This window comes from Mycobacteriales bacterium (assembly GCA_030697205.1).
In the GTDB taxonomy this organism is placed as follows: Bacteria; Actinomycetota; Actinomycetes; order Mycobacteriales; family SCTD01; genus JAUYQP01.
Map to the genome: position 1 here is coordinate 94908 of JAUYQP010000046.1, position 25112 is coordinate 120019.

Annotated in this window: 25 protein-coding genes; 10 read left to right on the forward strand and 15 right to left on the reverse strand. The window is 71.2% G+C overall.

What is annotated here, in order from left to right; translation table 11 throughout:
* Window positions 1-18: 18 nt before the first annotated feature.
* Window positions 19-579, reverse strand: a complete 561-nt coding sequence (locus Q8R60_15090) for a TetR family transcriptional regulator (protein ID MDP3713799.1) — start codon at window positions 577-579, stop codon at window positions 19-21.
* Window positions 580-799: 220 nt separating this feature from the next.
* Between Q8R60_15090 and Q8R60_15095 the strand changes: the two genes are divergently transcribed.
* Genes Q8R60_15095 through Q8R60_15110 form a run of 4 tightly spaced genes read left to right on the forward strand, consistent with a single transcriptional unit; the run spans window position 800 to window position 4179 of the window.
* Window positions 800-2080, forward strand: a complete 1281-nt coding sequence (locus tag Q8R60_15095) for a cytochrome P450 (GenBank protein ID MDP3713800.1) — start codon at window positions 800-802, stop codon at window positions 2078-2080.
* Between the two features lie 35 nt (window positions 2081-2115).
* Window positions 2116-2307 (forward strand): ferredoxin, encoded by a 192-nt coding sequence (locus Q8R60_15100; protein MDP3713801.1) that lies wholly within the window; start codon window positions 2116-2118, stop codon window positions 2305-2307.
* Window positions 2308-2314: 7 nt separating this feature from the next.
* Complete coding sequence (locus Q8R60_15105) at window positions 2315-3508, forward strand: FAD-dependent oxidoreductase (protein MDP3713802.1); 1194 nt, start codon at window positions 2315-2317, stop codon at window positions 3506-3508.
* Entirely contained in the window at window positions 3505-4179 is a 675-nt protein-coding gene (locus tag Q8R60_15110) for a hypothetical protein (protein ID MDP3713803.1), read from the forward strand. The genes Q8R60_15105 and Q8R60_15110 overlap by 4 nt, the downstream gene beginning before the upstream one ends.
* A gap of 63 nt (window positions 4180-4242) precedes the next feature.
* Here the strand turns inward: Q8R60_15110 and Q8R60_15115 are convergent, their stop codons facing one another.
* Window positions 4243-4743 carry a DUF2505 domain-containing protein gene (locus tag Q8R60_15115; protein ID MDP3713804.1) on the reverse strand — a complete coding sequence of 167 codons (501 nt, stop codon included), beginning with the start codon at window positions 4741-4743 and terminating at the stop codon, window positions 4243-4245.
* Between the two features lie 530 nt (window positions 4744-5273).
* On the opposite strand from Q8R60_15115, the gene Q8R60_15120 reads away from it, so the two are divergent.
* Genes Q8R60_15120 through Q8R60_15135 form a run of 4 tightly spaced genes read left to right on the forward strand, consistent with a single transcriptional unit; the run spans window position 5274 to window position 9416 of the window.
* Complete coding sequence (locus Q8R60_15120; GenBank protein MDP3713805.1) at window positions 5274-5651, forward strand: MMPL family transporter; 378 nt, start codon at window positions 5274-5276, stop codon at window positions 5649-5651.
* A gap of 53 nt (window positions 5652-5704) precedes the next feature.
* Window positions 5705-7216, forward strand: a complete 1512-nt coding sequence (locus Q8R60_15125) for an NAD(P)/FAD-dependent oxidoreductase (protein ID MDP3713806.1) — start codon at window positions 5705-5707, stop codon at window positions 7214-7216.
* Window positions 7213-8589 (forward strand): AarF/UbiB family protein, encoded by a 1377-nt coding sequence (locus Q8R60_15130; GenBank protein MDP3713807.1) that lies wholly within the window; start codon window positions 7213-7215, stop codon window positions 8587-8589. Before Q8R60_15125 ends, Q8R60_15130 begins: the two co-directional genes overlap by 4 nt.
* Window positions 8586-9416, forward strand: coding sequence for an SDR family oxidoreductase (locus Q8R60_15135; GenBank protein MDP3713808.1), 831 nt, complete (start codon window positions 8586-8588; stop codon window positions 9414-9416). Before Q8R60_15130 ends, Q8R60_15135 begins: the two co-directional genes overlap by 4 nt.
* 24 nt (window positions 9417-9440) lie before the next feature.
* Here Q8R60_15135 and Q8R60_15140 read toward each other — a convergent pair whose 3' ends face one another.
* From Q8R60_15140 to Q8R60_15195, 12 genes are all read right to left on the reverse strand, one after another.
* Window positions 9441-10214 (reverse strand): MerR family transcriptional regulator, encoded by a 774-nt coding sequence (locus Q8R60_15140; GenBank protein ID MDP3713809.1) that lies wholly within the window; start codon window positions 10212-10214, stop codon window positions 9441-9443.
* Window positions 10215-10269: 55 nt separating this feature from the next.
* A complete protein-coding gene (locus tag Q8R60_15145) occupies window positions 10270-10854 on the reverse strand; it encodes a hypothetical protein (protein MDP3713810.1) in 585 nt (194 codons plus the stop codon).
* Complete coding sequence (locus Q8R60_15150) at window positions 10851-11345, reverse strand: hypothetical protein (protein ID MDP3713811.1); 495 nt, start codon at window positions 11343-11345, stop codon at window positions 10851-10853. Before Q8R60_15150 ends, Q8R60_15145 begins: the two co-directional genes overlap by 4 nt.
* Complete coding sequence (locus Q8R60_15155; protein ID MDP3713812.1) at window positions 11342-12757, reverse strand: MCE family protein; 1416 nt, start codon at window positions 12755-12757, stop codon at window positions 11342-11344. The genes Q8R60_15150 and Q8R60_15155 overlap by 4 nt, the downstream gene beginning before the upstream one ends.
* On the reverse strand, window positions 12754-13809 hold the full coding sequence (locus tag Q8R60_15160; protein MDP3713813.1) for an MCE family protein: 1056 nt from the start codon (window positions 13807-13809) through the stop codon (window positions 12754-12756). The genes Q8R60_15155 and Q8R60_15160 overlap by 4 nt, the downstream gene beginning before the upstream one ends.
* Before the next feature lie 98 nt (window positions 13810-13907).
* The gene (locus Q8R60_15165) at window positions 13908-15062 is read right to left on the reverse strand and encodes an MCE family protein (GenBank protein MDP3713814.1); all 1155 of its coding nucleotides are present in this window, start codon (window positions 15060-15062) and stop codon (window positions 13908-13910) included.
* Complete coding sequence (locus tag Q8R60_15170) at window positions 15059-16042, reverse strand: MCE family protein (protein MDP3713815.1); 984 nt, start codon at window positions 16040-16042, stop codon at window positions 15059-15061. Before Q8R60_15170 ends, Q8R60_15165 begins: the two co-directional genes overlap by 4 nt.
* Window positions 16039-17076 carry an MCE family protein gene (locus tag Q8R60_15175; protein ID MDP3713816.1) on the reverse strand — a complete coding sequence of 346 codons (1038 nt, stop codon included), beginning with the start codon at window positions 17074-17076 and terminating at the stop codon, window positions 16039-16041. The genes Q8R60_15170 and Q8R60_15175 overlap by 4 nt, the downstream gene beginning before the upstream one ends.
* Complete coding sequence (locus Q8R60_15180; protein MDP3713817.1) at window positions 17073-18467, reverse strand: MCE family protein; 1395 nt, start codon at window positions 18465-18467, stop codon at window positions 17073-17075. The genes Q8R60_15175 and Q8R60_15180 overlap by 4 nt, the downstream gene beginning before the upstream one ends.
* Before the next feature lie 11 nt (window positions 18468-18478).
* Complete coding sequence (locus Q8R60_15185) at window positions 18479-19300, reverse strand: ABC transporter permease (protein MDP3713818.1); 822 nt, start codon at window positions 19298-19300, stop codon at window positions 18479-18481.
* Between the two features lie 43 nt (window positions 19301-19343).
* Window positions 19344-20123 carry an ABC transporter permease gene (locus tag Q8R60_15190; GenBank protein ID MDP3713819.1) on the reverse strand — a complete coding sequence of 260 codons (780 nt, stop codon included), beginning with the start codon at window positions 20121-20123 and terminating at the stop codon, window positions 19344-19346.
* A 50-nt stretch (window positions 20124-20173) separates the two neighbouring features.
* Window positions 20174-21502: an alpha/beta hydrolase gene (locus tag Q8R60_15195; protein MDP3713820.1), complete on the reverse strand. Its 1329-nt coding sequence runs from the start codon at window positions 21500-21502 to the stop codon at window positions 20174-20176.
* A gap of 42 nt (window positions 21503-21544) precedes the next feature.
* Here Q8R60_15195 and Q8R60_15200 point away from each other — a divergent pair, with 42 nt between their 5' ends.
* Both Q8R60_15200 and Q8R60_15205 read left to right on the forward strand, forming a co-directional pair.
* Window positions 21545-22549, forward strand: coding sequence for a diiron oxygenase (locus Q8R60_15200; protein MDP3713821.1), 1005 nt, complete (start codon window positions 21545-21547; stop codon window positions 22547-22549).
* A gap of 5 nt (window positions 22550-22554) precedes the next feature.
* A complete protein-coding gene (locus Q8R60_15205) occupies window positions 22555-24237 on the forward strand; it encodes an FAD-dependent oxidoreductase (GenBank protein MDP3713822.1) in 1683 nt (560 codons plus the stop codon).
* Window positions 24238-24353: 116 nt separating this feature from the next.
* Here the strand turns inward: Q8R60_15205 and Q8R60_15210 are convergent.
* A partial coding sequence (locus Q8R60_15210; protein MDP3713823.1) for a diiron oxygenase occupies window positions 24354-25112 on the reverse strand: 759 nt, incomplete at its 5' end.

Sequence of the window (25112 nt, forward strand, 5' to 3'; positions counted from 1 at the left end):
TGCCCGCCTCCGGGGCGGTCAGGGCAGGTCGAGACGTAGGCAGCGCAGGGCTACCCGGGTGAGGCGACGAGCGGTCCCGGCGCGGTCGTCCGCCGGAAGAACGAGATGACTGACCGCCAAGCGCGCCAGGGCGTCCGCGCTGTCGGCAAGATCCTCGGCGTCCAGTTCGGGGAAGTGGCCGCGGAACCAGGCGACGAGCGTGTCGGTCGCGGCCGACAGGATCGGTGCGGACCGCGTGGTCAGCAGCGGCAGGAGCTCGTTGTCACCGGCTCGCGCCGACGTCAGGATGCCGCGCAGCAGCGGGCTCGCGTCGGCCTCGGCCAGCACGTACTCCACCGCCGCGAGGATCCCTGCCGCGATGTCGGTCGGATGCTCCTCGAGCGCCCGCGCGATACCGGTGAGGAACCGCTCGGTCTCCCGCAGGATGAGGGCCTCGCCGAGTCCCTGCTTGTCCCCGAACTCCTTGTACAGCGTCGGCCGGGACACCCCCGTCAGCGCGGCGACCTCGCCCATCCGGACCTGCGACCAGCCCTTGTCGACGGTCAGACCGTGCGCCGCACCCAGCGCTTGCTCACGCACCTGTCGGCGGAAGGTCAGTCGAAGGGGTTCGACGGTCACGACCCCAGTGTGGCCCGGTTGTCACAATTTTGACAACGTGGTCACATGCGCAGCGCTCGTCAACTGGTGTGAGCAAGATGCCAACGGGGGTGACATCGGCTCACTAACTGTACGCGTGTTGACATTAGAGGCTTGTGTGTCAAGGTGGTGTCCCACCCGCCCGTCGCTGCCTGGAGTCCTGATGACCGCCGTCGAACACCCGCGCACGAGCCGACCGTACGACCCGCGTGACATCTCCTCGAAGGCGTTCTGGATGCAGACCGCGACCGAGCGGGAGCAGACGTATGCCGTGCTGCGGGCCGAGGCCCCTGTCAGCTGGCACCCGCCGGTCGAGGACATGCTGATGGAGGACCCGGAGGACCGGGGGTTCTGGGCGGTCACCCGGCATGCCGACCTGGTCGAGGTCACCAAGCGGCACGAGGACTTCCTGTCGGGCGAGGGCATCGTGATGGAGTCGATGCCGCAGGAGCTGCTGGACGCCGGCCAGGGGTTCATCGCGATGGACCCGCCTCGGCACACCAAGATCAGGCGGCTGCTCAGCTCGGCGTTCACGCCCAAGCAGATCGCGCGGATCAACGAGCAGATCGCCGCGAACGCCCGCCGGATCGTCGACGACCTGTCGGTCAAGCGCGAGGCGGACTTCGTCACGGACTGCGCCGCGCTGGTCCCCCTGCACAACATCTGCGACATGCTCGGCATCGACGACGAGGTCGACCGCGCCAAGATGTCCCATGAGTCGCAGTTCGCCGGCGGCTGGAACGACCCAGAGCTCATGGGGGACCTGGACCCGCTCACCCGGTTGTTCGAGGCGACGCTCTACCTGCGCGAGCTGGCCGGCAAGCACATCGAGCACCGACGCGCCAACCCGGGCAACGACCTGCTGACCAGCCTCGTCCAGGCTGAGGTCGACGGCGAGCGGCTCACCGACGACGAGATCATCTCCTTCTTCGGGCTGCTGACGATCGCAGGAAACGACACCACGCGGCAGAGCACCAGTCACGCGATGAAGGCCCTGACCGACTTCCCGGACCAGCGGGCGTGGTTGATGGAGGACCTCGACGGGCGGCTGCCCGGAGCGGTCGAGGAGATGGTCCGCTGGGCTACGCCGATCATGACCTTTCGACGCACCGCCGCGCGCGACTGCGAGCTGAACGGCCAGCAGATCACCCAGGGCGACAAGGTCGTGATGTTCTACGCCTCCGCCAACTGGGACACCGAGGTGTTCGACTCTCCGGAGAGCTTTGACCTCTCGCGCAGCCCGAACCCGCACGTGTCGTTCGGCGGCGGAGGCATCCACCACTGCCTGGGCAACCAGCTCGCCCGGACCCAGCTGCGGGCGATCTGGCGTGAGCTGCTCACCCGGCTGCCCGACATCGAGGTGTCCGGCGAGCCCTCTTACACCTACAGCACCTTCTTCCACGGCGTGAACCACCTGCCGGTGCGCTTCACCCCGACAGCCTGACCCGTCTGCTGACCCTTCCTGCGAGAGGACCTGTCATGAAGATCGTGCTGGACGAGAGCAAGTGCTCCTCTCTGGGGATGTGCGAGTCCGTTGCCCCGGAGTTCTTCGAGGTCGGCGACGACGGCGCGCTCACCGTGTTGAACGCGGCCCCACCCGAGGACCAGCGGGCACTGATGGAGGAGGCCGTCGCGGCCTGCCCGACCAGCGCCCTCAGCCTCGAGGGCTGACCGCCCGGTGACCGAGCAGCCTGCGTTCGTCGTTGTCGGCGCGTCACTGGCCGGCCTCCGCGCGGTAGAGGCTGCCCGCAAGGCCGGGTATCCCGGCCGGCTCGTGCTGGTCGGCGCCGAGCTGCACCTGCCATACGACCGGCCGCCACTGTCCAAGGCGTTCCTGGACCCGGGCGACCCGCCGCCGGTGCCGCACCACCGGACGCAAGAGCAGCTGCGGGAGCTCGGCGTCGAGCTGCGCCTCGGCACAGCGGCGACGTCACTCGACACGTCGGCGTGCGAGGTCGTGCTCGCCGACGACGAGCGGCTGCCGTACGCCCAGCTCGTGATCGCGACTGGGGCGCAGGCGCGGCAGCTCCCTGGCGAGTGGCTTCCCGGCGTGCACACGCTGCGCACCGTCGACGACGCCCGGGCCATCCGATCCGCGATGGACGCCGGCTGCCGCACCGTCGTGGTCGGCGGCGGGTTCATCGGCTCCGAGGTCGCCTCGGCCGCCCGCAAGCGCGACCTGGCGGTCACCCTCCTGGAAGCCGCCCCGATGCCGCTGGTGCGCGCCGTCGGCGAGCAGATGGCACCGGCCTGCGCGGCCCTGCACGCCCGGCACGGCACCGAGCTGCGCTGCGGCGTCGCGGTTGCCGCGCTGGAAGGTGATGGCCACGTCGAGCGGGTCGTGCTGTCCGACGGACAGGTGCTGGCAGCGGACCTCGTCGTCGTGGGGATCGGCGCGGACCCGACGACCGGGTGGCTGCAGGACTCCGGGCTCGAGCTCGACGACGGGATCGTGTGCGACGCGACGCTGCGCGCGGCCGACGGCGTCTACGCGGCCGGGGACATTGCGCGCTGGACCAACCCGCAGTTCCACCAGGGCATGCGGCTGGAGCACTGGACCTCGGCCGCCGAGCAGGGCGCCGCCGCCGCGCGCAACGCGCTGGACCCGGGCGGCGCCACGCCGTACAGCACGGTGCCGTACTTCTGGTCCGACTGGTACACCGACAAGCTCCAGATGGTCGGCATCGCCGCCGCGGATGAGGTGCGCGTGGTCGGCGACGTCGACGGCGAGAAGTGGGTCGCGCTGTACCGCCGCGGTGACGTCCTGGTCGGCGCGCTCTCCCTCAACCTCCCCGGCAAGATCATGAAGTACCGGGCGATGATCGGCCGAGGGACCACGTGGAACGACGCCCTGGCGTTCGCCGCCGCATGAGCACCGCCTCGACCTCGCGTCCATCGCTTCCCACCTGGGCCCCCCGTGCCCTGCTCGCTCTCGTCGCGGCCGTGCTGCTGCTCGTGCTGGTCGGACTGGCGCTCCTGCTGCCCTACGTCCCGCGGCTGGCTCGCGCCGGCGCCGCCCTGCCCGACGCGGTGCGACTGGTCGAGCAGGCTCCGCAGACGTTGGAGCAGGTGGAGCGCATCGACGGCAACGTCCAGCGCGTCGTGCCGCCCGTGGTCGCCGTGACCGAGGACCTCACGGCTCTGTCCCCGCAGCTCGCCGAGCTCAACGACCTCGCCGGGCGGCTCCGCGGCGACGTCGAGCGGCTGCGCACCGGTATCGCCCCGCTGACCGACAGCGCAGCTCAGCTCGCCGCCCTCGGCGACGACCTCGCCGGCCTGCAGAGGCGGCTGGACAGCCTGGGATCGGATCTGGCGGCACTGCAGGAGCTCCAGCAGCCGGTGCAACAGCTGGCCGACACCGCCGGACCGCTCCCGGCCGCCTTGGAGCGGCTGAACGACTCGACCGTCGTCCTGCAGGACCTCCCGGCCTTCTTCGAGACGTTGGCGGCAACGCTGGTCCGAGTCGAGCAGCACGTCGCGAACCTGGACCGCAAGACCGGCCCTCCACCCCCGACGCGTCCTCGCACAGCCCCGGAGAGCTGAGGGCGTCCGCCGACTAGCGCAGCGGACCCGCGAAGGGCTCGGGCGGTTGAGCGCGTGGGCAGGTCAGCTGCGTTCGGCGAGCAAGCTGGCGAGTAGAGCCCCCTCCTGCTGCATGATGCGCTCCACCAGCGGCGCGAGGAAGGCTTCGGCCTTCCCTCCGATCAGGGGCACGCCCACCTGTGCTTCACCGTCGAGCCGCAGCTCACTGCCCTCGGCTGCGGGAACCAGCCGCCCTCGGCCGGACACCGACCCGGGGGCGCCGTCGAAGCCGAGCGACCACACCACGAGGAAGCCGCCGTCGCCGTCCGGTGTCCAGCACTCCCGCTGATTCGCTCGGCCGTCGGCTGGCACGAAACGACGGAACAGGCTCGGCACGTCCGCGGGGATGTCGCGCAGCAGCACCAGCTCGACCCCGCCGCCGTCGAGGGGCGCGCGGTGCTCCAGCAAGCTTCCGTCCTGCAGTTGGGACGACTTCTCGGCGACCCAGTCCGCGGACGTTCGTACGTCGTAGGCAGCAGCGGCGTCGGTGGGCAGCAAGGTCGTACTGCTGAGCTTCTTGCTCATTGTGCTCCTGGAGGTCCTTGGGGAGGTGCGGGTGCGCGGGCGGGGAGAACCGGAGCAGGCCACAGGCGGATGCGGCCAGCAGCCGTCCGCGGCCTGCGCATGCGCCGCCCACGGCTCCGGTTGTCCGTGTCGGGGTGACGCATGTCGCGCCCATCCACACGACGGCTGCACGGCTGACGGCGGTATCGTACGGCGATCAACGTCACATCTGCAAGCGTTACATACGCACCCATGGCGATCAGGCGACGGGTCGAGCGTGTCGGCGCGAGGCGCTGCACCTGCCTGGTCGAGCGGCCACTGCCCGTCGTTCTGGAGGGTCGTCACTCCTGCTGACCGGGCCTGGCACGGGGATCTCGCCAACCAAATCCGGGCAGGCGAAGAGCATGTGGCCGATGTGAGGATCCGGTCAGCTCACTGGCCCTGGCCACGGCGCTGGTTCGCCGCACGGCCGGGCAACCAATCTGCCGGTGGGCTGCTGCGCAGCCCTCGGGCCGCCGAAGCGCTGGTCATCATGGCGGCCGCTCTACCTCTTGGGCGGCGCCCTGCTCTCCTGCGGCGTCGCGATCGGGCTGACGGTCCTGGCACGGCAGGGCCTGCTCGGGGAGCAGGTCGACTGGACCGTCCCCGTGCTGGAGTTCGTGCTGCTTGTGGCCGCCGGGGTCGACGACACCATCCTGCTGATCTCCCGGATCCGGAGGACGTCCCTCGGCGGACCACCGCCGGCATCGCCCGCGAGGTCTGTCATCCGCGCTACGGGCGTCATCTTCGCGGGCGGCCTCGTCGCCAAGCTGTCTGCGTCTCCCGCCGCGCTGGCTCACACCGGCTTCGCCTTCCACCGGCGATCTGCCCGGGGTCAGCGGGGCGAGCGGTTCAGGAGAAGAGGCGCATCGTCTTTTGACGTGACATAAAGCGGTGATACGTGGTTCACTGTCGGGAACAGCATCTGCCCTGAGGAGCGCTCGTGTCGGAACCCGTCCGTTCAGCCCTGCCTGCGCAGGTCCGCGTCGCCATCATCGGCAGCGGCTTCGCCGGGATCGCCTTGGCCGTGCGGCTCAAGCAGGCCGGCGAGCACGACTTCGTCGTCCTGGAGCGCGCGGGCGACGTGGGAGGCACCTGGCGTGACAACACCTACCCGGGGTGCGCCTGCGACGTCCCGTCGAACCTGTACTCCTTCTCCTTCGCCCCGAACCCGAACTGGAGCCGGGCCTTCTCGCCGCAAGCCGAGATCCACGACTACATCCGGCGGACAGCGCACGAGTTCGGCGTCTTCCCCCACATCGTCTTCCACGCCGAGGTGACCGAGGCGACCTGGCTCGACGAGCAGCAGCGGTGGGAGATCGTGACCCCCGCTGGCACGGTGCAGGCCTCGGTTCTCGTCTCGGGTGCCGGGCCGCTGAGCGAGCCTGCCTACCCGGACCTGCCCGGCTTGGACACCTTCGCCGGCACCAGCTTCCACAGCGCCACGTGGAACCACGACCACGACCTCACCGGCGAGCGGGTGGCTGTCATCGGTACCGGTGCCTCCGCCGTGCAGTTCCTGCCGCACGTCCAGCGGGCCGCGGCGCAGGTGCACCTGTTCCAGCGGACACCACCCTGGATCCTGCCCCGGCCGGACCGGCCGATCCCGCGCGTCCAGCAGCGCCTCTACTCCGCCCTGCCCCTGCTGCAGAAGGCCGTCCGGACCGGCGTGTACTGGCGCCAGGAGGCCATGCTCCCCGGCCTGGTCCACAAGCCGGAGCTCATGAAGGGCGTCGAGAAGATCGCCCGGGCGCACCTGCGGTGGAAGGTCAAGGATCCCGAGCTGCGGGCCAAGCTCACGCCGGACTACCAGATCGGCTGCAAGCGCATCCTGATCGCCAACGGCTACTACCCGGCACTCACCCAGCCCAACGTCGAGGTCCTCACCGACCGCGTCGCCCGGGTCACGCCGACCGGGGTCGTCACGGCGGACGGTCAGGCACGCGACGTCGACACGATCATCTTCGGTACCGGCTTCCACGTCACCGACACCGCCATCGCCGAGCGGGTCCGCGGCGTGCACGGCGAGACCTTGGCCGAGCGGTGGAAGGGCAGCCCGCAGGCCTACCTGGGCACCAGCGTGGCCGGCTTCCCCAACCTGTTCCTGCTGGTCGGGCCGAACACCGGCCCCGGCCACACCTCGGTGATCTTCTACATCGAGTCGCAGGTGGCGATGATCCTCGACGCCCTCAGGGTCATGGCTCAGGAAGGGCTCTCCTCCCTCGACGTGACCCAGGATGCGCAGGACGCCTTCAACGAGGACGTTCAGCGACGGATGCAGGGGACCGTGTGGACCAGCGGCGGCTGCGGGTCCTGGTACCTGGACGAGACCGGTCGCAACACCACGCTCTGGCCGGGTTTCAGCTTCCAGCTCCGGCAGGCCACCCGCCGGCTCGACCGGTCGGCGTACCTCGCGCGTCGGGCCGACCGGGACCTCGCCAGCCTGGCGTCGTGACGGTGGGCATCGTGCCGGTCGGATCCGGCGAGCCGCAGCTCACCGAGCTGCGTCGCAAGACCGGGCTGGGGCGCCAGGAACTGGCTCGGGGAGCCGTGACGGCCAGGATCCTGGGCCGGCACGGACTGCGGCTGCTCGTCGAGCGTGCCCCGGACCAGACCGTCTCCGCGCGGGCGGCTGCGGAGCTCCGGGAGGCCTTCACCGAGCTCGGCCCGACCTACGTCAAGCTCGCCCAGCTCGTCGCCTCGAGTCCCGGTCTGTTCCCGCAGGTGCTGGCCGAGGAGCTGCGAGGGCTGCTGGACAACGCCCCGCCCGTCCCGTTGACACAGGTGCGCTCCGTCCTGCTCGCCGAGCTCGGCGCCCAGCCCGAAGAGCTCTTCGCGTCCTTCGACCCCGAGCCCCTGGCCGCCGCGTCGATCGCGCAGGTGCATGCCGCAACGTTGCCAGACGGCCGCGACGTCGTCGTCAAGATCCAACGACCCGACATCCGTGACCGCATCGACGCCGACCTGCAGCTGCTCACCCAGGCCGCGCGTCTGCTCTCGCGCACCTCGCTGGCCCGCTTCGCGGACACCCCCGGCATGGTCGACGACGCTGCGGCGACGCTGCTCGGCGAGCTGAACTTCATGCGCGAGGCCCGCAGCATGGAGCACTTCGGCCGACTGCTGTCCGCGGACGCCGCGTCCTGCGGCGTGCGGGTCCCCGCCGTGGAGTGGCCGCTGACCACCGCCCGGGTCCTGACGATGGAGCGCATCCGGGGCACCGTCGTCGACGACCTCCGGCTGGCCGACACCCACGACGTCGTGGAGCTGCTGCGCCGCGGCGTCGGCGCCTGGCTGCGCGAGCTGCTGCGATCGGGCTTCTTCCACGCCGACGTGCACGCCGGCAACCTCATGGTGGACGTTGACGGCGACGTCGTCTTCCTGGACTTCGGCGCAGTAGGGCAGCTGTCGTCCGCCGCACGCGCGGGACTGCGCGACACGCTGCCCGCCCTGCTCTTCAGGTCCGACTACGACAGCGCCGCACGCCTGCTCGGTGAGCTCACCGGCGACACCGCGCTGCCCTTCGAGGCCATCGCCGCGGATCTGGCCAGCACGATCGCACCGCAACTGGCGGAGCCGTGTCCGTCGTACGGGCAGCTGCTGATCAGTGTCCTTCGGGTCGGCGCCCGGCACGGCGCTGCGGCTCCTCGTGACCTCGTCCTGGTCGGCAAGCAGCTGCTGTACTTCGAGCGGTACGTACGGCTGCTGGCCCCCGACTGGTCCCTGCTCACCGACCCGCTTCTCGCGGACGTGCTGCTGCCGTCCGACCCTCAGACCCCCGCTGCCGTCCCGGCCGTCGGACCCGCACCCCTCACCCAGGAGAGCCCATGAACCGCACGGTCGTCATCACCGGAGGAGCGTCCGGGATCGGAGCCGCACTCGGACGCGCGCTGGTGCGCAGGGGCGACACCGTGATCGTCGCCGACATCGACAGCGAGGGTGCGGACCTGCAGGCCAAGCTGCTGGGCGAGCTGGGGCCGGGCCGGGCCTGGTCGGCAGCAGTCGACGTCCGGGACGCCGCGGCGGTCCAGTCCCTGGTCGACGACGTCGTCGCGCGCGAGGGTCGGCTGGACGTCATGGTGAACAACGCCGGCATCGGCGTCGGCGGCGAGATGCACGAGCTGTCGCTGGCGCATTGGGACCGAGCCATCGACGTCAACCTCCGCGGCGTGGTGCACGGTGTGGTCGCCGCGTACCCGGTGATGGTCCGCCAGGGCCAGGGGCACATCGTGAACACCGCCTCGCTGGCCGGTCTGGTCGCCCCGCCGCTGCTGGCGCCGTACGCGATGACCAAGCACGCCGTCGTCGGGCTGTCGCTGTCCCTGCGCCCGGAGGCCGCCGTCAAGGGCATCAAGGTCACGGCCATCTGCCCGGGTTTCACCGACACGCCCATCCTGGACAAGGCCGGTCCTGACGACCTGCCCAAGCCGGCCCTGGCCAGCCGCAGCCGGGAGATGGCCGACAAGATGAAGCGCTACATCTACGACGTCGACATGCTGGCCGCCGACATCGTGCGCGGGATGGACCGCAACAAGGCGCTCGTCGTCGCTCCCCGCAGCGCCCGGGTGGCCTGGCGCGGCTCGCGGCTGAGCCCGTCGGTGGTGGGGGCCGTGGGCAGGGTGCAGATGCGGTACGTCCGCAAGCTGTCCGCCCGCTGACCTGACCGACCGGGGGACGGTCGGTCAGGAGGCCGGCCTGCCGAGCAGCCGGTCCAGCGCGTCCTGCGCCCCCGCGCCGAGCTCCTGGCCCAGTGCTTCGCTGACCGACTGGCTCATCGCCCGCTGGAACGCGCTGAGGAACGCTTGCATCGCCAACGGCTGAAGTCGGCGGTGCACCGAGGTGATCCGCTCCCAGTCCGTCTCCGGCATCCCGTCCGCGACGAACTCACGCCACACGCTGTCGCGGAACAGCGCGACGAAGCACTCCGCCACCTCGTGCGCGGAGTCCGCCACGAGCCGACCGGTGGACAGCACCCCGGGTAGCGGGATCCCTGCCGCGACCGCCTCGGCGCCCGCAGCGAGCAGTCCCGGGCTGAGCACGCGCACCATGCCGTCGGGCGTCGTCTCGGCGGCGCCGAGGTCGATGAGCGCCTGCAGGTCCTCCACCGAGGAGTCGGGTCCGAACAGCGCCACCAGGTCATCCTGGGCGTGCACCGTCGCCACCTCGGTGCCCCAGGGCGCGAGCAGTCCGCGGATGATCCCGAGCATCGCCTCGCCGGCGTCGGCCGGGACGCCGGCCAGGATCCGCTCGATGCTGGTGAGCGTGAAGCCGGCCTCCTGCATGTCGCGGATGAAGTTCAGCCGGGCGACATGGTGCGGACCGTAGTAGCCGGTACGCCCACGCAGCGTGGGCGGCGGAAGAAGCCCTCGGGAGGCGTGCGACCGCAGGGTCCGCACCGTCATGCCCGTCTGCAGGGCCAGGGCATCCACCGTCAGCAGCTGCTCGGGTTCCACCACAGATGTCATCCTAACCGTTCCCGACGCCGCGCCGCGGTCGCCCCGCCGGTACCGGTCACAGCGGTTCGATGGCGGCGATGCGCCAGCCCCCGTCCGTCCTGACCACCCGCATGCGCACCCGGCTCTGGTCGATCCTCGGTGCCGGCAGCTCCGTCGTGCTGGTGGTCTGGTTGACGAACAGCAGGACCTGCACGCTGCGACGACCCGCCTCCTCCACGCTCGAGGCCAGCACCTGGGCCGTCACGACTGCCTTGTACGTCGTCGCCGTCGGGCGGATGGTCTTCTCACTGAGTTCGTCGTACTCGGCGGCGAACGCCAGGGTGAGGTGCCCGCGCGCCGCGGCGAAGTCCTGGTCCAGCCGGCTGTGGTCGTAGCCGAGCACGGCCGGCGCGGCGTCGATCGCCTTCTGCAGCGCGTCGGCGCGCGCCGCCGTCAGCTCGCGCTGCTCGCGCAGCTGCTGTCCGACGATCCCGGCACCGGCGAGCAGGACCAGGCCCACGGCGAGGGCGAGCAGCAGCCGTCCGCGGGAACGACGACCCTGCCGGGGGGCGGCCGGCGACCGATCGCTCGCTGCCTCCGGGACCAGGTCCTCGGCCGCACCGGGCGCCCCCCCGTCGGGGGGGGTGGTCGGCGTGCTCATACGACCGGCGTGATGGCGTCGACCAGCCAGCGGTCGTCGAGCCGGCGCAGCTCGACCCGCAGCCGGAAGCGCTGCGACGCACCCTTCGGGAAGTCGACGTTGGTGACCACCGCGTCGGCGGCGACCAGCACGCTGGCCCGGGCCGCGTCGTCCTCCCAACGCTCCATGCCGGCGGCGAGCACGGTGCCCTTGGCCGAGGCCTGCTTGCTCGCGATGAGCGGCCGGAGCTGCTCGCCGGCCTCCGTGAACTGCTCGCGGAAGCGCGGTGTGGCCAGCGTCAGGACGGCGGCGAAGCTGGCGTCGAGGTCCGCCTTGTCGTAGCTGGTGAACGCCGTCGCCGCCCGGCGGGCAGCGGACAGCGCGGCATCCCGGCTCTCCTGCTCGTGGTCGGCCCGGCGCAGGTGCAGCAAGCCGACAGCGGTGCCCGCCACCAGGGCGAGCACCGCCACGACAGCCAGCCCGCTGCGGGTGCGGCGGCCCACCCCGGTCACGCCGGTGCTCCTGCCGGCAGCATCGGCGCGAGCAGCAGCCACTTCCACGCCTCGCTGCCGAAGCGGGCCTGCTGCCCACCGTCGCCGCCCATCACGGCGACAGGTCCGGCGGCCGTGCTGACCACCCGCGTCCCGGCGTCGTAGGACGCCGGCTGGGCCCGCGGCCCGGCGCCGGCGGAGGGCGCGGCCGAGCTGTCCTTCTCGTACGACTGCGGGGGCACGGCGTCCGGCCCGGGACGACCACGCCGCGGGTTGTCCACCTTCTGACGCGCCGCGTCGTAGGTGTCGCCCGGCAGCTTGTCGACGTTCTGCGAGCCGCGAACCGCCGTCCGACTGCCCGGCTCCTCGGCGCAGTAGCCGTTGAGGTTGGCGCGCTTGTCCGGGTTGCCGAGCTCGGGGACCGGCTTGGCCTGCGGAGACTTCACGGTGTCGGCGTAGCCCTTGGAGGTGCAGACGCCCGAGGAGTAGTCCAGGATCAGGTTGAAGTGGACGTACCCGTCACCCTGCACCACGTTGAAGGTGTTCTGGATCAGCCGCGGGAAGGCGACCAGGAAGGTCCGCACCCCGGGGAGTCTGGCCTGCACGATGTCGCCGACCGTCACCAGGTCCTGCATCAGCAGGGGCAGCTGCTGGTCGTTGTCCGCCAGCAGCTGGTCCACGGCGGGGAGCGTCTTCTCGGCCTCGGTCAGCAGTCGGCGGACGTCTGCGTCGGAGCCGGCGACGGTACCGGTGAGTGCCTTGAGGTCGGCGCTGTAGCTGAGCAGCGCGTCGGAGGTGTCCCGCTGCGTCTGCAGCACCGTCCGACCGTCGCGGAGCAGCGTGCGGGTCTCGGGCAGCACCGCGGTGAGCGTGGCCGTCAGGCTCTGGGTCCGGTCGAGAATGGCCTGCAGCTCAGGTCCGGTTCCGCCGAAGGCCGTGCCCAGCTCGGAGACCAGGGTCTGCAGGCTGGGCTGGTCCACCGACCGGGTCAGCCGCTGGACCTCGAGCAGCACCTCCTCCAGCCGTGGGGGGACCTGGGTCCTTTCGGCCGGGATCACCGATCCGTCCTGAAGGAAGGGCGGCTCCGCGCTGTCCGGCTGCAGATCGACGAACTGCTCGCCGATCGCGGAGCGGTTGCTGATGACAGCGGTGACGTCGGCGGGGATTCGTCGGCCGTTCTCGATGGCCAGGTCCACGGCCATCCCGTCCGGCAGCAGCCGCAGGGCGCGCACCCGCCCGACGGCCTGACCGCGCTGGGTGACCTCGGCGTTCTCGAAGATGCCGCCGGAGTGCGGCATCGTCAGCGTCACGATGTACGGCTTGTTCCACAGTCGCTGGTCCAGTCCGACGTACTGGCTGCCCACGACGGTGGCGGCCCCTGCGGCCAGGACCAGGAAGGCGCCGAGGCGCAGCCGGGACGAGGTGGTGATCATCGGCTTGCCTGCCCGAGGGCGTCGAGCAGGTCGCGCCCGAGCTGCGGGGCGCTGCGCGGTCCGGCCGGCGCCGCCGTTGCGGGCACGGGTGTGCTGGTACCCGGACGGCAGTTCGAGCCGTACTCCCCGCAGACGATCGGCGGGTCCGGGTCGGCGTAGGAGGGCCCGGGCAGCAGGGTGTCCCCGGCCAGGCTGTCGAGGTCGATCTCCAGCTCGCCGGACAGCTGGGCGTAGTCGCCGGCCATGCCGCCGTAGATGTTGCGGGCGAACGGATAGGTCGCCAGCGTGTCGATGGTGGCGAAGAACGACGGGGCCGCCTTGGCGATCTCGGTGAGCACCGGGTCGAGCAGCTCGAGGTCCGCCACCAGGTCCTCCTGCGTCTTGCCGATGACCCGGTCCGCGACCCGGCCGAGGTCCGACAGTGCGGTCAGGGCACGGGTGAGGTCGGCCTGCTGGTCGGCCAGGGCGGCGACGCCTGCGGGCAGCTGGTCGATGGCGGCCCCGATCGTGTCGCGCTGGGCGGCCAGCGTGCCGGACAGCCGGTCCATCGCGTCCAGCGCGCGCACGATGTCCTGCTTGTTCGCCTCGATCCCGCCGAGCAGCTCGTCGAGGTTGCGCAGCAGTCCCTTGACCTGCTCGTCGCGCCCCGACAACGCCGTGTTGAGCTCGCGGGAGATGGTCTGGAGATGCCCCAGTCCGCCGCCGTTGAGCAGCGCCGACGCGGCCGACAGGAGTTCCTCGACCTCGACCGCAGCGCTCGTGCGCTCCAACGGGATCACGCCGCCCTGCGCCAGCGGGGGGGCCGACGACTCCACCGGGCGGACGATCTCGACGTACTTCTCCCCGAGCAGGCTCGTCTGCGCTATCCGTGCCCGAACGTCGGCGGGCACCACGAGACCTTCCTGGACCTGCAGGACTGCCTCGGCCAGCATCCCTTCCCCCAACCGGACATCGGTGACGACGCCGACCCGCACACCGTCCAGCTTGACCGCCGAGAGCGGAACCAGGTCCAGCGCGTCGGCGAACTGTGCGGTGACCTCGTAGCCGTCCACGGATGATCCGGGCAGTCCCAACTCGGGCAGGCTCGGAACGCTCGAGCAGCCGGACAGCACAAGGATCGCGCAACCCGCCGCGGTGCTCCGCCATTGCATCATGGCCGGATCCCGGGGGGCGGCGTCGGGTAGAGGTCGGCGGGTTCGACACCTTCACCCAGCGGCTGGGGCAGCGACTGCAGCACCGGCTCCAGCGGATCGACCACGGCGTGCACGGCCGGGCAGAGGTCATCCAGGCTGTTGCTCATGAGCAGCTGACACAGCACCAGGCTCGGGTCGGTGGTGAGCGTGCCGTTCAGGGCGGGCCGGGCTTGCAACGTCGAGGTCTGCGGATCGAAGGTCCCGATGAAGTTCTGCAAGGTCACCGGGGCCAGGTTCAGGGTCTCGCGCAGCGCCTGCTCCTGCTTCAGCACCGTCCGCGACACGTCCAGCAAGCCCGCGACGTTCTCGGTGAGGCCCGGGCCGGCGGCGTCGACCAGTGAGCGGACCTCCGTCATGGCGGTCGCCAGACCGGTCACCGTCCCGGTCAGCGCCTGTCGCTGCGCGGCCAGGCTCTCCGCGACCGCAGCCAGAGTGGTGTTCAGCTCGCGGACCGGCTCGTCGGCGCCGGCCAGGGCCTCGCTGAAGACAGCGAGGTTGGTCAGCGTGCCGGCCAGGTCCTGCCCCCCCTCGTCGGCGGTGGCCAGGGCCCGGCTGAGCTCGGTGACCGCGGTGTTGAGCCGCTGCCCGTTGCCGTCCAGCGCGTCGGCGCCGGACCGGACCAGCTGGTCCAGGGCGCCGTCACGGTTGGCGCCCTCCGGGCCGAGGCTGGTGGACAGCGTCTTGACGGCCGCAAGCACCTGGTCGATCTCGACCGGGACGGCGGTGCGGTCGAGCGGGATGGTGCTGCCGGGGGGCAGCTGCGCACCGCCCTCGTAGGGCGGCGTGAGCTCCAGGTGCCGGTCGCTGACCAGCGTGGGGGCGACGACCAGCGCCCGGGCCGAGGCGCCGACGCGCAGGTCGGCGGGGACCGAGAAGCGCGCCCGCACGGTGCGACCGTCCGGCTGCACGTCGGTCACCTCGCCAACCTTGACGCCGAGCACCCGGACGTCCGACCCGGCGTAGAGCCCGACCGAGCCGCTGAGCTCGGCGGTGAAGGTCGACGTCGGCTCGGGGCCGAGGACTCGGACTCCCACCACGGCCGCTGCGACGAGGCCAAGGATGCCCGTGCCGATCAGCAGGGCAGGTCGTGCCCGCCGCGCCAGGGCGCTCATCGGGGAGCCACGGGGGTCGTGGGCGGCGTGCCCGGCAGGACCTTGGGGGTCAGGCCGAACAGCGCGGCGTCGAACCAGCGGCCGTGCCCGAGGACGGTGGTGTAGTAGCGCAGCAGCGGCGCGTAGAGCTGGATGCTCTCCTCCAGATCGCCCTTGTTCTTGCGCAGCGTGTCCACCGTGGTCGTCAGCGCCTGCAGCGCCGGCCCCAGGTCCTTGCGCGTCGCCCGCGTGGTGGCAGTGATCTCGGCGGCCAGCCGCTGGGTGCCGTCGAGCAGCGCCTCGATGGCCGCCCGGCGCGCCTCCAGCACCTGCAGGAAGGCCGCGGCGTCCTCGACGAGCGTCACGATCTGCTCGGACCGGTCGGCCAGCACTGCGCTCACACCCCGGGAGCGGGCGAGCAGCTCGCGCAGCTGCGCGTCGCGGCTCGACACGGTCACCGAGAGCCGGGACAGACCGTCCACGGCCGCGGCGACCTCCGGCCCGGCCTCGTCCAGGGTGCCCGCCACGACGCGGAAGGCCTGCGCCAGCGACTCGGTGTCGATGGCGTCGATGCGGTCGGTAAGCCCGCCGAGGACCTCCGGCAGCGCGAACGGCGTCCGCGTCCGCTCGAGGGGGATGACCGCGCCTGCGCGCAGTCGGCCGCTGCCCTGGCTGTCCAGCGACACGAACTCCGTCCCGAGCAGGGTCTCGACCTTCAGCGCGGCGCTGGTCGCCTCCCCGAGCTCGAGGTCGTCGTCGACGCTGAGCCCGACGCGGACGACCGCACCCTGCAACGCGATGTCGGTGACGCGGCCGACCTTGATGCCGGTCACCCGGACCGGGTCACCCTCCTTCAGCCCCGCCGCATGGGCGAACTCCACGTCGTAGCTCGTCGCTCCGAAGGCCTCCCGCAGGGCGCCGGTGGACAGCCCGGCCGCGATCATCGCAAGGACGGCCGACAGCCCCACGATGCCGGCGAGCACCGGGTTGCGTCGTCTCAATCTTGACAGAGCTCCTCGTTGTTGTTGAGACCGGGCGCGGTCACCGGGGGAAGGCCGGGCAGCGTCAGGGTGATGTCCAGGTCGCAGACGAAGAAGTTCAGGTAGGCCCCGTAGCTGCCGGCCCGCGTGAAGGCGTTCAGCTTGACCGGCAGGGTGTCCATGAGGTTCTGCAGGTCGCCCTGCGACTTCTCGAACTCCTCCGCGGCGATGCGCAGCGACGCGATGTCGCGGGTCAAGGGCGGGCGGGCCTGCTCGAGCAGCCCGGCGGTCGAGGTGGACAGGGCCGTGATGCCCTCGAGCGCGTCCCCGATCGCTTGCCGGTCGCCGGCCAACCCGGCCGCGAGTCGGGCCAGCTGGTCCACCAGCTCGCGCAGCTGGGCGTCCCGGTCGTCGACGGTGGCGAGGACCGCGCCGAGGTTGTCCACGACCCGGCCGATCACCAGGTCCCGGTCGGCCAGTGTCGTCGTCAGGCTCGCCGTCGTCGCCAGCAGCGAGGCCAGTGTCCCGCCCTCGCCCTGCAGCGTGCGCACCAGGTTGCCGGCCAGGGCGTTGACCTGCGCCGGTTCCAGCGCAGAGAACAGCGGCTGGAACCCGTCGAGCAGGACCGTCAGGTCCAGCGCCGGGGTGGTCCGCGACAGGGGGATGGTGGCGCCGGGGCGCAGCACGCCCGGCTCCTGCACGCTGGCGCTGCTGCCAAGGCCGAGATAGCGCGCACCGACCAGGTCGCGGTAGCGGATGACGGCCCGGGTCGACGCCGGCAGCGCCACCGACCGGCGCACCGCGAACGTCACCCGCGCGGTGTGGTCGCGCGCGAGCTCGACCTCCCGGACGCGTCCCACCCGCACACCGGCGATGCGCACGTCGTCGCCGGGCAGCAGGCGGGTGGCGTCGCTGAACACGGCGGTGTAAGTGCTGACGTCACCCACCGAGCGTCCGGCGATCGTCGAGAACAGCACGCCCGTCGTGCCCAAGGTCATGGCGAGGAACAGCGCCATGCCGATGGCCGACCGTGGCGGCCGGCGCAGCGAGATCATCGGTTCTCCTCCACGGTCATGCCGCGCAGCATCGGTCCGAGCAGCAGGTCGACCACCGGGTTCACCGGCGCGGTGACCCGGCCGAGGGCGGCGGCCGCCGCCTGCTCGACGGCCTCCCGCTCCGCGGAGGACCCGGTCGGGTCGCCCAGCACGGGAATCGGTAGCTGGACGCGGGGCAGTGGCGTGCCAGGCGGCGGCGGCATCCCGGGCGGCGGCGCGCCGGTGTCCAGCCCGGGCAGCGGAGCGCCTATCGGCCCGCGGTAGCGCCCGATGAGCTCCTTCGCCGGGGCCGGCACGTCGGCGTTGGGCGTCCCACCGACCGGTGCGGTGTTGATCACCGGGCAGGAGGGGCCGAAGTCCTTCAGGTCGTCCACGAGCTTGCGCTGCTTATCCCCGTTCGGCTCGAAGCCCCGCTCGTAGACCCCGCGGGTCTGGCCGATGCGCAGCCGGCCCTTGATCTTGAAGGGTCCGTCGTCACCGCCGAAGACGTCGTAGATGCGCTTGATGGCCACCTTCGCCCCGTTGAACACGCAGTCGTATTCCGGAGCGAACTCCGCGAGCAGCTCGAGCGTGGGACGCAGGGTGGCACTGAGGTCGACCAGTCGCTCCTCGTTGTCGGCGAGCAGCGACCGCGTGCGCTCCGACAGGCCGTAGGTGTCGCGCAGCACGGCGGCGAGCACGGCCTGCTGCTCCTCGAGCGTGCGCGCGGTGACGGTCGTGTTCCGGGCGACGTCCAGCAGGGCGGGGGCCGCCTGGCCGTAGCGGTCGGTCACGTCGGCCAACAAGCGGACATCGGCCTCCAGGTCAGGCAGGCTGGCGTTCAGCTCGCCGGTGTAGGCCCCCAGCGCCTGGATCGTCTCGCCGAGCTGGTCGCCCCGGCCGGACAGGGCCGAGGCCACGCTGGACAGCGTGGCGTTGAGCTGAGCCGGCTGCACCGCGCGCAGCAGCGGGGCCAGGTCGTCGAACACCTCCTGCAGCTCCACCGCCTGCGCGGACAGGTCCTGGACGATCACGTCGTCCCGCTGCAGCGATCCGCCCGAAGCAGCCGCCGGGGGGACGAGGTCGACGAACTTCTCGCCGAACAGCGTCTTGGGCAGCATCCGTGCGGTGACGCCGGCCGGGACGAGGTCCAGGCTGTCCTTGTCGATCGCCACCTTCAGGGCCACCTGCCCGGAGCCCGTGGGATCGATGCGGCGCACCTCGCCGACGCGGACGCCGCGCACCTTGACGTCGGCCGGCACATCGAGCTGCTCCCCGACCCGGTCCACCAGCACCGTCACCGGCACGGCGTCGCTGAAGCGCTTGTCGTAGATGGCCGCGGTGGTCCACACCGACCCGGCGGCGCCGGCCAGCACCACCACGCCCAGCGCGGGGTACAGGCTGCGCCTCAACGCCGACTCGGTCATCCGGCGAGCCGCACAGTCGTGGTGGAGCCCCAGATGGCCATGCTCAGCAGGAAGTCGACGACGACGACGAGCACGATGGCCATCCGGACAGCCCGGCCGACGGCCACGCCCACGCCGGCGGGACCACCCGAAGCGGTGTAGCCGTACCAGCAGTGCACGAGGATCACCATCGTGGCGAACACGACGACCTTTCCCACCGACCAGAAGATGTCGCCGGGCGGCAGGAACAGGTGGAAGTAGTGGTCATAGGTCCCTGTCGACTGGCCGAAGACGGTAGTGACGATGGCGCGGGTGCTGAGGTAGGACGAGAGCAGCCCGGCGAAGTACAGCGGCACCACGGCCACGAGCCCGGCCAGCACCCTTGACGCGACCAGGAAGGGGACCGGCCGAATCGCCATCACCTCCAAGGCATCGATCTCCTCCGAGATGCGCATCGCCCCGAGTTGCGCGGTGAATCCGCAGCCCACCGTCGCGGACAGCGCCACTCCTGCGACGAGCGGGGAGATCTCGCGGGTGTTGAAGTAGGCGGAGATGAACCCGGTCAGGGCGGAGGCGCCGATCTGGTCCAGACCCTCGTAGCCCTGCAGCCCCACCTCGATGCCGGTGAAGAAGCTCATCGCCACCACGACGCCGATGCTGCCGCCGAACGTCGCGAGCGCTCCGCGTCCCAGCGCCACGTCGCCGATCAGGCGGACCGTCTCGCCCGGGTAGTGCAGCAGGGCGCGCGGCATCCAGGCCAGCGCGGTCGCGTAGAAGGCCAGCTGGCGGCCGAGGTCGGACAGCCAGAAGCGGACATCGCGCGCCCGTCGCGTGACCAGGAGAGCCGTCTTGCGGCCGCCGGGGACGACAGCGGTGGCCACGTCAGCTGCCTCTCGGCGGGACGAGCTCGATGTAGACGGCCGTGATGAGGAAGTTGCAGGCGAACAGCAGCAGGAAGGTGAGGACCACGCTGGCATTCACCGCGTCGCCCACCCCTTGCGGTCCGCCCTTGGCGGTCAGCCCCTTGTACGAGGCGACGACTCCGGCCAGGAGCCCGAAGACGCCGGCCTTGAACGCGCCCACGTACAGGTCGGCGGACTGGGCGAGCGAGGCGAACCCGGCGAAGTAGGAGCCGGCGCTGCCGCCCTGCAGGACCACGCTGAAGAAGTAGCCACCGACGATGCCGACGAAAGCGACGAAGCCGTTGAGCAGCAGCGCCACCGTGATGGCGGCGAGCACCCTGGGCACGACGAGGCGCTGGACCGGGTCGATGCCGAGGACCTCCATCGCGTCGATCTCGTCACGCACGCGGCGGGCGCCGAGATCAGCGCAGATCGCCGTGCCGGCGGCACCGGCGATCAGGAGCGCCGTGGCGATCGGCGAGGCCTCGCGGATGATCGCCAGCGCGGACGCGGCTCCGGTGAAGGACTGCGCACCCAGCTGACGGGTGAGACTGCCCAGCTGCAGGGCGATGACCGCGCCGAACGGGATGGCGATCAAGGCGGTGGGCAGTGTCGTCACCTTCGCGACGAAGGCCGTCTGCTCGACGTACTCCCGGAAGGCGAACGGCGGTCGCCCGGCGGCCCGGGCCACGTCGACGAAGAAGCCGAACAGGCCACCTGCTGCCGCCAAGGGCCGGGACACACCGAGGAGGACAGACATCAGGGCCCTTCATCTCGTCACCGGGGGGCGTCACATGGAAAAGTGTCACACTACAGGACGATGTGTCCTGGGTCACGACCTGTCGTCGCTACCCGGTGCCTCGTCGCCTTCCGGGCCGCGCGATGACGTGGCGCTCCGTCGGTGCCGGTAGGCGGGAACAGAGTGCGCAGCTCGCGACTCACGGCCTCCGGTCGCTCCTGGATCAGCATGTGACCGGCTCCGGGCACCACGACGAGGCGGCTGTCGGGCAAGGCCGCGGCGAGGCTGCGGGCGTGCGAGACCGGCGTCAGCCGATCGTGCTCGCCGACGAGGACGACGGTGGGCACGCTGCGAAGCGCCGCCAGCCCGGGTGTTCCGTCGTGCGCCAGAAGGCCGGCGTAGAAGGCGCAGATCGTGCCCACGGACGTCCCTTGGACCGTGCGCGCCATCTCATCGACCAGGCGCGCGGGGGCGTCCGGTCCGAAGTTGAGGTGCCGTAGGGCCAGCCACATCGGCGCCGGCAGGCCGGCCGTCCGCTCGGCCAGCCTCTCCACGCGGCCAAGGCCGGCGACCGCCCGCCCGCCGACCAGTCGGAGCGCTGTCGACAGTGGGCGCGGTAGCCCCAGGTCCAGGTCCCGCAACTCACCGACGGACGTGCTCACCAGGGCGACGCCCCGCACCCGGTCGCGGAACAGCTCCGGTCGGCAGGCAGCCAGGTGCATCACGGCCATCCCGCCCATGGAATGCCCGACGAGCAGGAGCGGCCCGGTGGGCACGGCTGCGTCGAGCACCGCGCCGAGGTCGGTGCCCAGCTGCTCGAGGGTGCACGCATCCAGGCTCCCGCTCCCGGATCGCCCATGCCCTCGGTGGTCGTACACGACGACGCGCGCGCTGTCGGCCAGGTCGCGCACCTGGCGGCGCCACAGCTCGCTCGACAGCGTCCAGCCGTGCGCAAGCACGACCGTGACCTCCGCCGCCGGATCGCCGTACTCGGCCACGTGCAGCGACACGCCCTGCCCGGCGTCGACCGTCCGAGTGCGGGCCGTCGGCAGGCCGACATCCTCCAGCACCGCAGGATCGGACTCGGTGCGGGCCGCGGCGACGGCCCGCCTCGTGACGGCGTGCAGCCGCCACAGTGCCGATCCGGCGCTGGCCAGAGCCAGCAGTCGGCGGTGCTGGAGCCGGCCGGCCCGCGGAACCTGACGTACGTCTGTGTGCATGTCGCCCTCCAGCGCGTGTGCCCGAGACGTGTACGACACACCAACCGGTGTGACGGAAAACAACGTATCACCGGTCATGTCACGATCTACTGGCATCCGACCCCTGCCGAACCACGATTGCACATTCGCCAGAGGTTGATGTATCGCCGATTGTTGACACATAGACACGCGATACGACACGATGTGCGCCGTTGGCGTCTGTCTGATCCGAGGAGGACCTTCATGTCCAGCACCCTGGCCCGTCCGGTGGAGCCCGTGATGACCCGAGAGCGGTACACGGAGGTCTTGCAGAGCCTGTCCCAGGCATCGGTCGACCGGCACTTCGATGCCTTCGTCGACATCCCCTGGGACGATGAGGACTTCCAGGTGCGGGCGGACGACCCGCGCTGGGTGCTCCCCGCCAACGTCGACCCGCTGGGGGCCCACCCCTGGTACCAGGCCCAGTCGCTCGAGCGGCAGATCGCGATCGGCCAGTGGCGCCAGGCCAACGTGCTCAAGGTGGGCCTGCAGTTCGAGAACGTCCTGATCCGCGGCATCATGCAGTACGTGTTCGCGCTGCCGAACGGTTCGCCCGAGTACCGCTACCTCACGCACGAGGCGACCGAGGAGTGCCACCACACGCAGATGTTCCAGGAGCTCGTGAACCGCATCGGTGCCGACGTGCCCGGTATGCCCTGGATCCTGCGCCGCAGCGCCGGCGTCCTGCCCATGCTGGTGTCCAGCATCCCCGTCGTGTTCTTCATCGGCATCCTCGGTGGTGAGGAGCCGATCGACCACACCCAGAAGAACATCCTGCGGGCCAGCAAGGACCTGCCGCCGGTGCTGGCCAGGGTCATGGAGATCCACATCGCCGAGGAAGCGCGGCACATCTCCTTCGCGCACGAGGCGGTCAAGCTCCGCGGCCCGCACCTGGGGCCGATCGCGCGCTTCTTCACCGCCCTGTTCTTCCCTCTGATCATGCGCGGGCTGTGCGACGCCATCATGGTCCCGCCCAAGCAGTTCCGCGAGCGCTTCGACATCCCCGACGAGGTCATGAAGGAGCTCTACTGGGAGGCTCCCGAGTCCCGCCAGCGGCTGCAGGACCTGTTCGGTGACGTCCGCATGCTGGCCGAGCAGTCGGGGCTCATGACGCGCACGTCACGCCGGCTGTGGAAGCTGTGCAGGATCGATGGCCGTCCCTCGCGTTACCGCAGCGAGCCGCCGGTCGCCTTCGACCTGGCGAGCTGAGGCCCGTGCCCCATGTCGTGACCCAGGCATGTTGCGGTGATGCGTCCTGCGTGTTCGCCTGCCCGGTCAACGCGATCCACCCCAACCCCCACGACGAGGCCTTCGCCCTCGCGGAGATGCTCTACATCGACCCGGTCGCCTGCGTGGACTGCGGGGCGTGCGTCGAGGCATGTCCCGTAGCGGCCATCGCCCCGGAGAACAAGCTGGGCCCGGCGCAGCTGCCCTTCGTGCAGATCAACGCGCTGTTCCACCAGGACCCGCCCGCCCGCCCCGCCCAGGCGCCCGTGCCGCCCATCGTCAGGATCGACACCACGCGGACGCGGACTCCCTTGCGCGTCGCCGTTGTCGGCTCCGGCCCGGCGGCTCTCTACGCCGCTGACGAGCTGCTGAAGCAGCCGGACGTCCACGTGAACGTCTTCGAGCGACTGCCTGTGCCGTACGGCCTGGTCCGCTCGGGGGTCGCGCCGGACCACCCGGAGACCAAGACGATCGCGCGTCTGTTCCGCGACATCGAGGACCGTCCCGGCTTCCACTACGTGCTCGGGGTGGACGTCGGTCGGGACCTCAGCCACGCCGAGCTCATGGCGCATCACCACGCCGTCATCTACGCCACGGGCGCGTCGCAGGACCGCCGACTCGGCATCGTCGGCGAAGACCTGCCGGGCAGCACCACCGCGACCGAGTTCGTCGCCTGGTACAACGGCCACCCGGACCACGCCGAACGCAGCTACGACCTCAGCCACGAGCGGGCGGTGATCGTCGGCAACGGCAACGTGGCGCTCGACGTCGCACGCATCCTGGCCACGGACCCGGATGACCTGGCCGGGACGGACATCTCCGACCGGGCCCTGTCGGCCCTGCGCCAGAGTCGGATCCGCGAGGTGGTCGTCCTGGCCCGACGTGGTCCGGCCCAGATGGCCGGCACGCTGCCGGAGCTCACCGGCCTGCTCGGCCGCTCCGACCTCGACGTCGTGGTGGACGGCGCAGTGCCGACGCCGACCGGCGACGTCGATCTCGTCACGGAGCAGAAGCTGGCGGCACTTCGCGCCCTGCCCACGGCGGATCGACCCCGCGACGCCCGTCGGCGGATCGTGCTGCGCTACCTGACCTCCCCGCTCAGCGTCGAAGGCACGGACCGTGTGACGGGAGTGCACGTCGTCCACAACGAGCTGGTCCGGGACGTGGACGGGGGCGTGCGGGCTGTGCCTACGCAGACCACGGACACCATCGCGACGGGGCTGCTGCTGCGCTCGATCGGCTACCGCGGCAGGCCCGTGACCGACATGCCGTTCGACGACCGCGCCGGCATCATCCCCAACGACGCCGGCCGCATCCACGGTAGGCCGGGTGCGTACGCGGTCGGCTGGATCAAGCGGGGGCCGACCGGCTTCATCGGCACGAACAAGAGCTGCGCGCGCGAGACGGTGAACCAGCTGTTGTCGGACGTCAACGCCGGGCTGTTGGCGGACCCGCGCTCCGACCAGCGGAGCCTCGCCGAGCTCGTCGGACAGCGATGCCCGGATGCCGGGGACGTGGTCGCCTGGCGGCGCATCGACGACCTCGAGCGGGCCCGAGGACAGGCGAGCGGCCGGCCGCGCGTGAAGTTCACCGACATCGAGGAGCTCCGGGTGGCGCTGGCGAACGCCGCGCCGCCACGGGCCGGGCGCCGTCTGGTTCGCCGGGGCTGACACAGCAACTGCACCGCGCTGTCACCGCAGCGCGCTGTCGTCGCAGGAAGTCCCGGCGCAGGCAGCGCCAACGCGGGAGCGGCATCGCGATCCGACGCGACGCCGCTCCCGAGCTGTCAGGCGGCGGTCAGGAAGGCGGGCGGGGGCTCGCTGCGGTAGCGGGAGGCCGGTCCGTCGATCTTGCACAGCCGCCAGAGTGCCCGGGCCGGCCGGGTCATGAGGTTCGACTGCTCGGCGAGCATGCGCACGTCACCGAAGAGGTTCTGCAGGCGCTGCTGCGACTCGGGGGAGTCCCAGAACAGGTCCTTCTTCACCTGCTCCGGGATCTCGAACCGCTCCCAGAACTCCCGCGGCGGCACCATGATCGCGTCGCAGCCGTAGCGCATCACCAGCGGGAGCAGCAGCGCCGTCAGGTGCCGGCCGACCGGGCCCAGGTGCGGCGCGCGCAGCCTGACCGCCTCGTGCGCGAAGGAGATGTGCCGGGCCTCCTCGGCGATGTGAATCGCCATGACCCGCGCCAGCACCGGCGGCAGCTGGTCACCGGCGCGGATGATCTCCTTCTGCGTGTGGTCGATCGGCTCCTCCCCGGCCAGGACCGCGAGGAAGAAGAACACCGGCACACGGGTCACGAGCATCGGCAGCACGCCGGCGAGCTTGCGCAGCGGCCAGGGCATCCCGGGGACGTCGGCCCCGATCCGGTTCACCGCCTCCTGGAACATCTGCGTGTGGTGGCCCTCCTCGGTCGCCTCGTGCGAGAGGTACCGGTACTCCGGCGAACCGTTGGGCAGAGCGAAGACGTACTGCATGATCGCCCGGATCAGCACGTTCTCGAACTGCAACCCGACCTTGAGCACATTCGCCTGACGCCACAGACC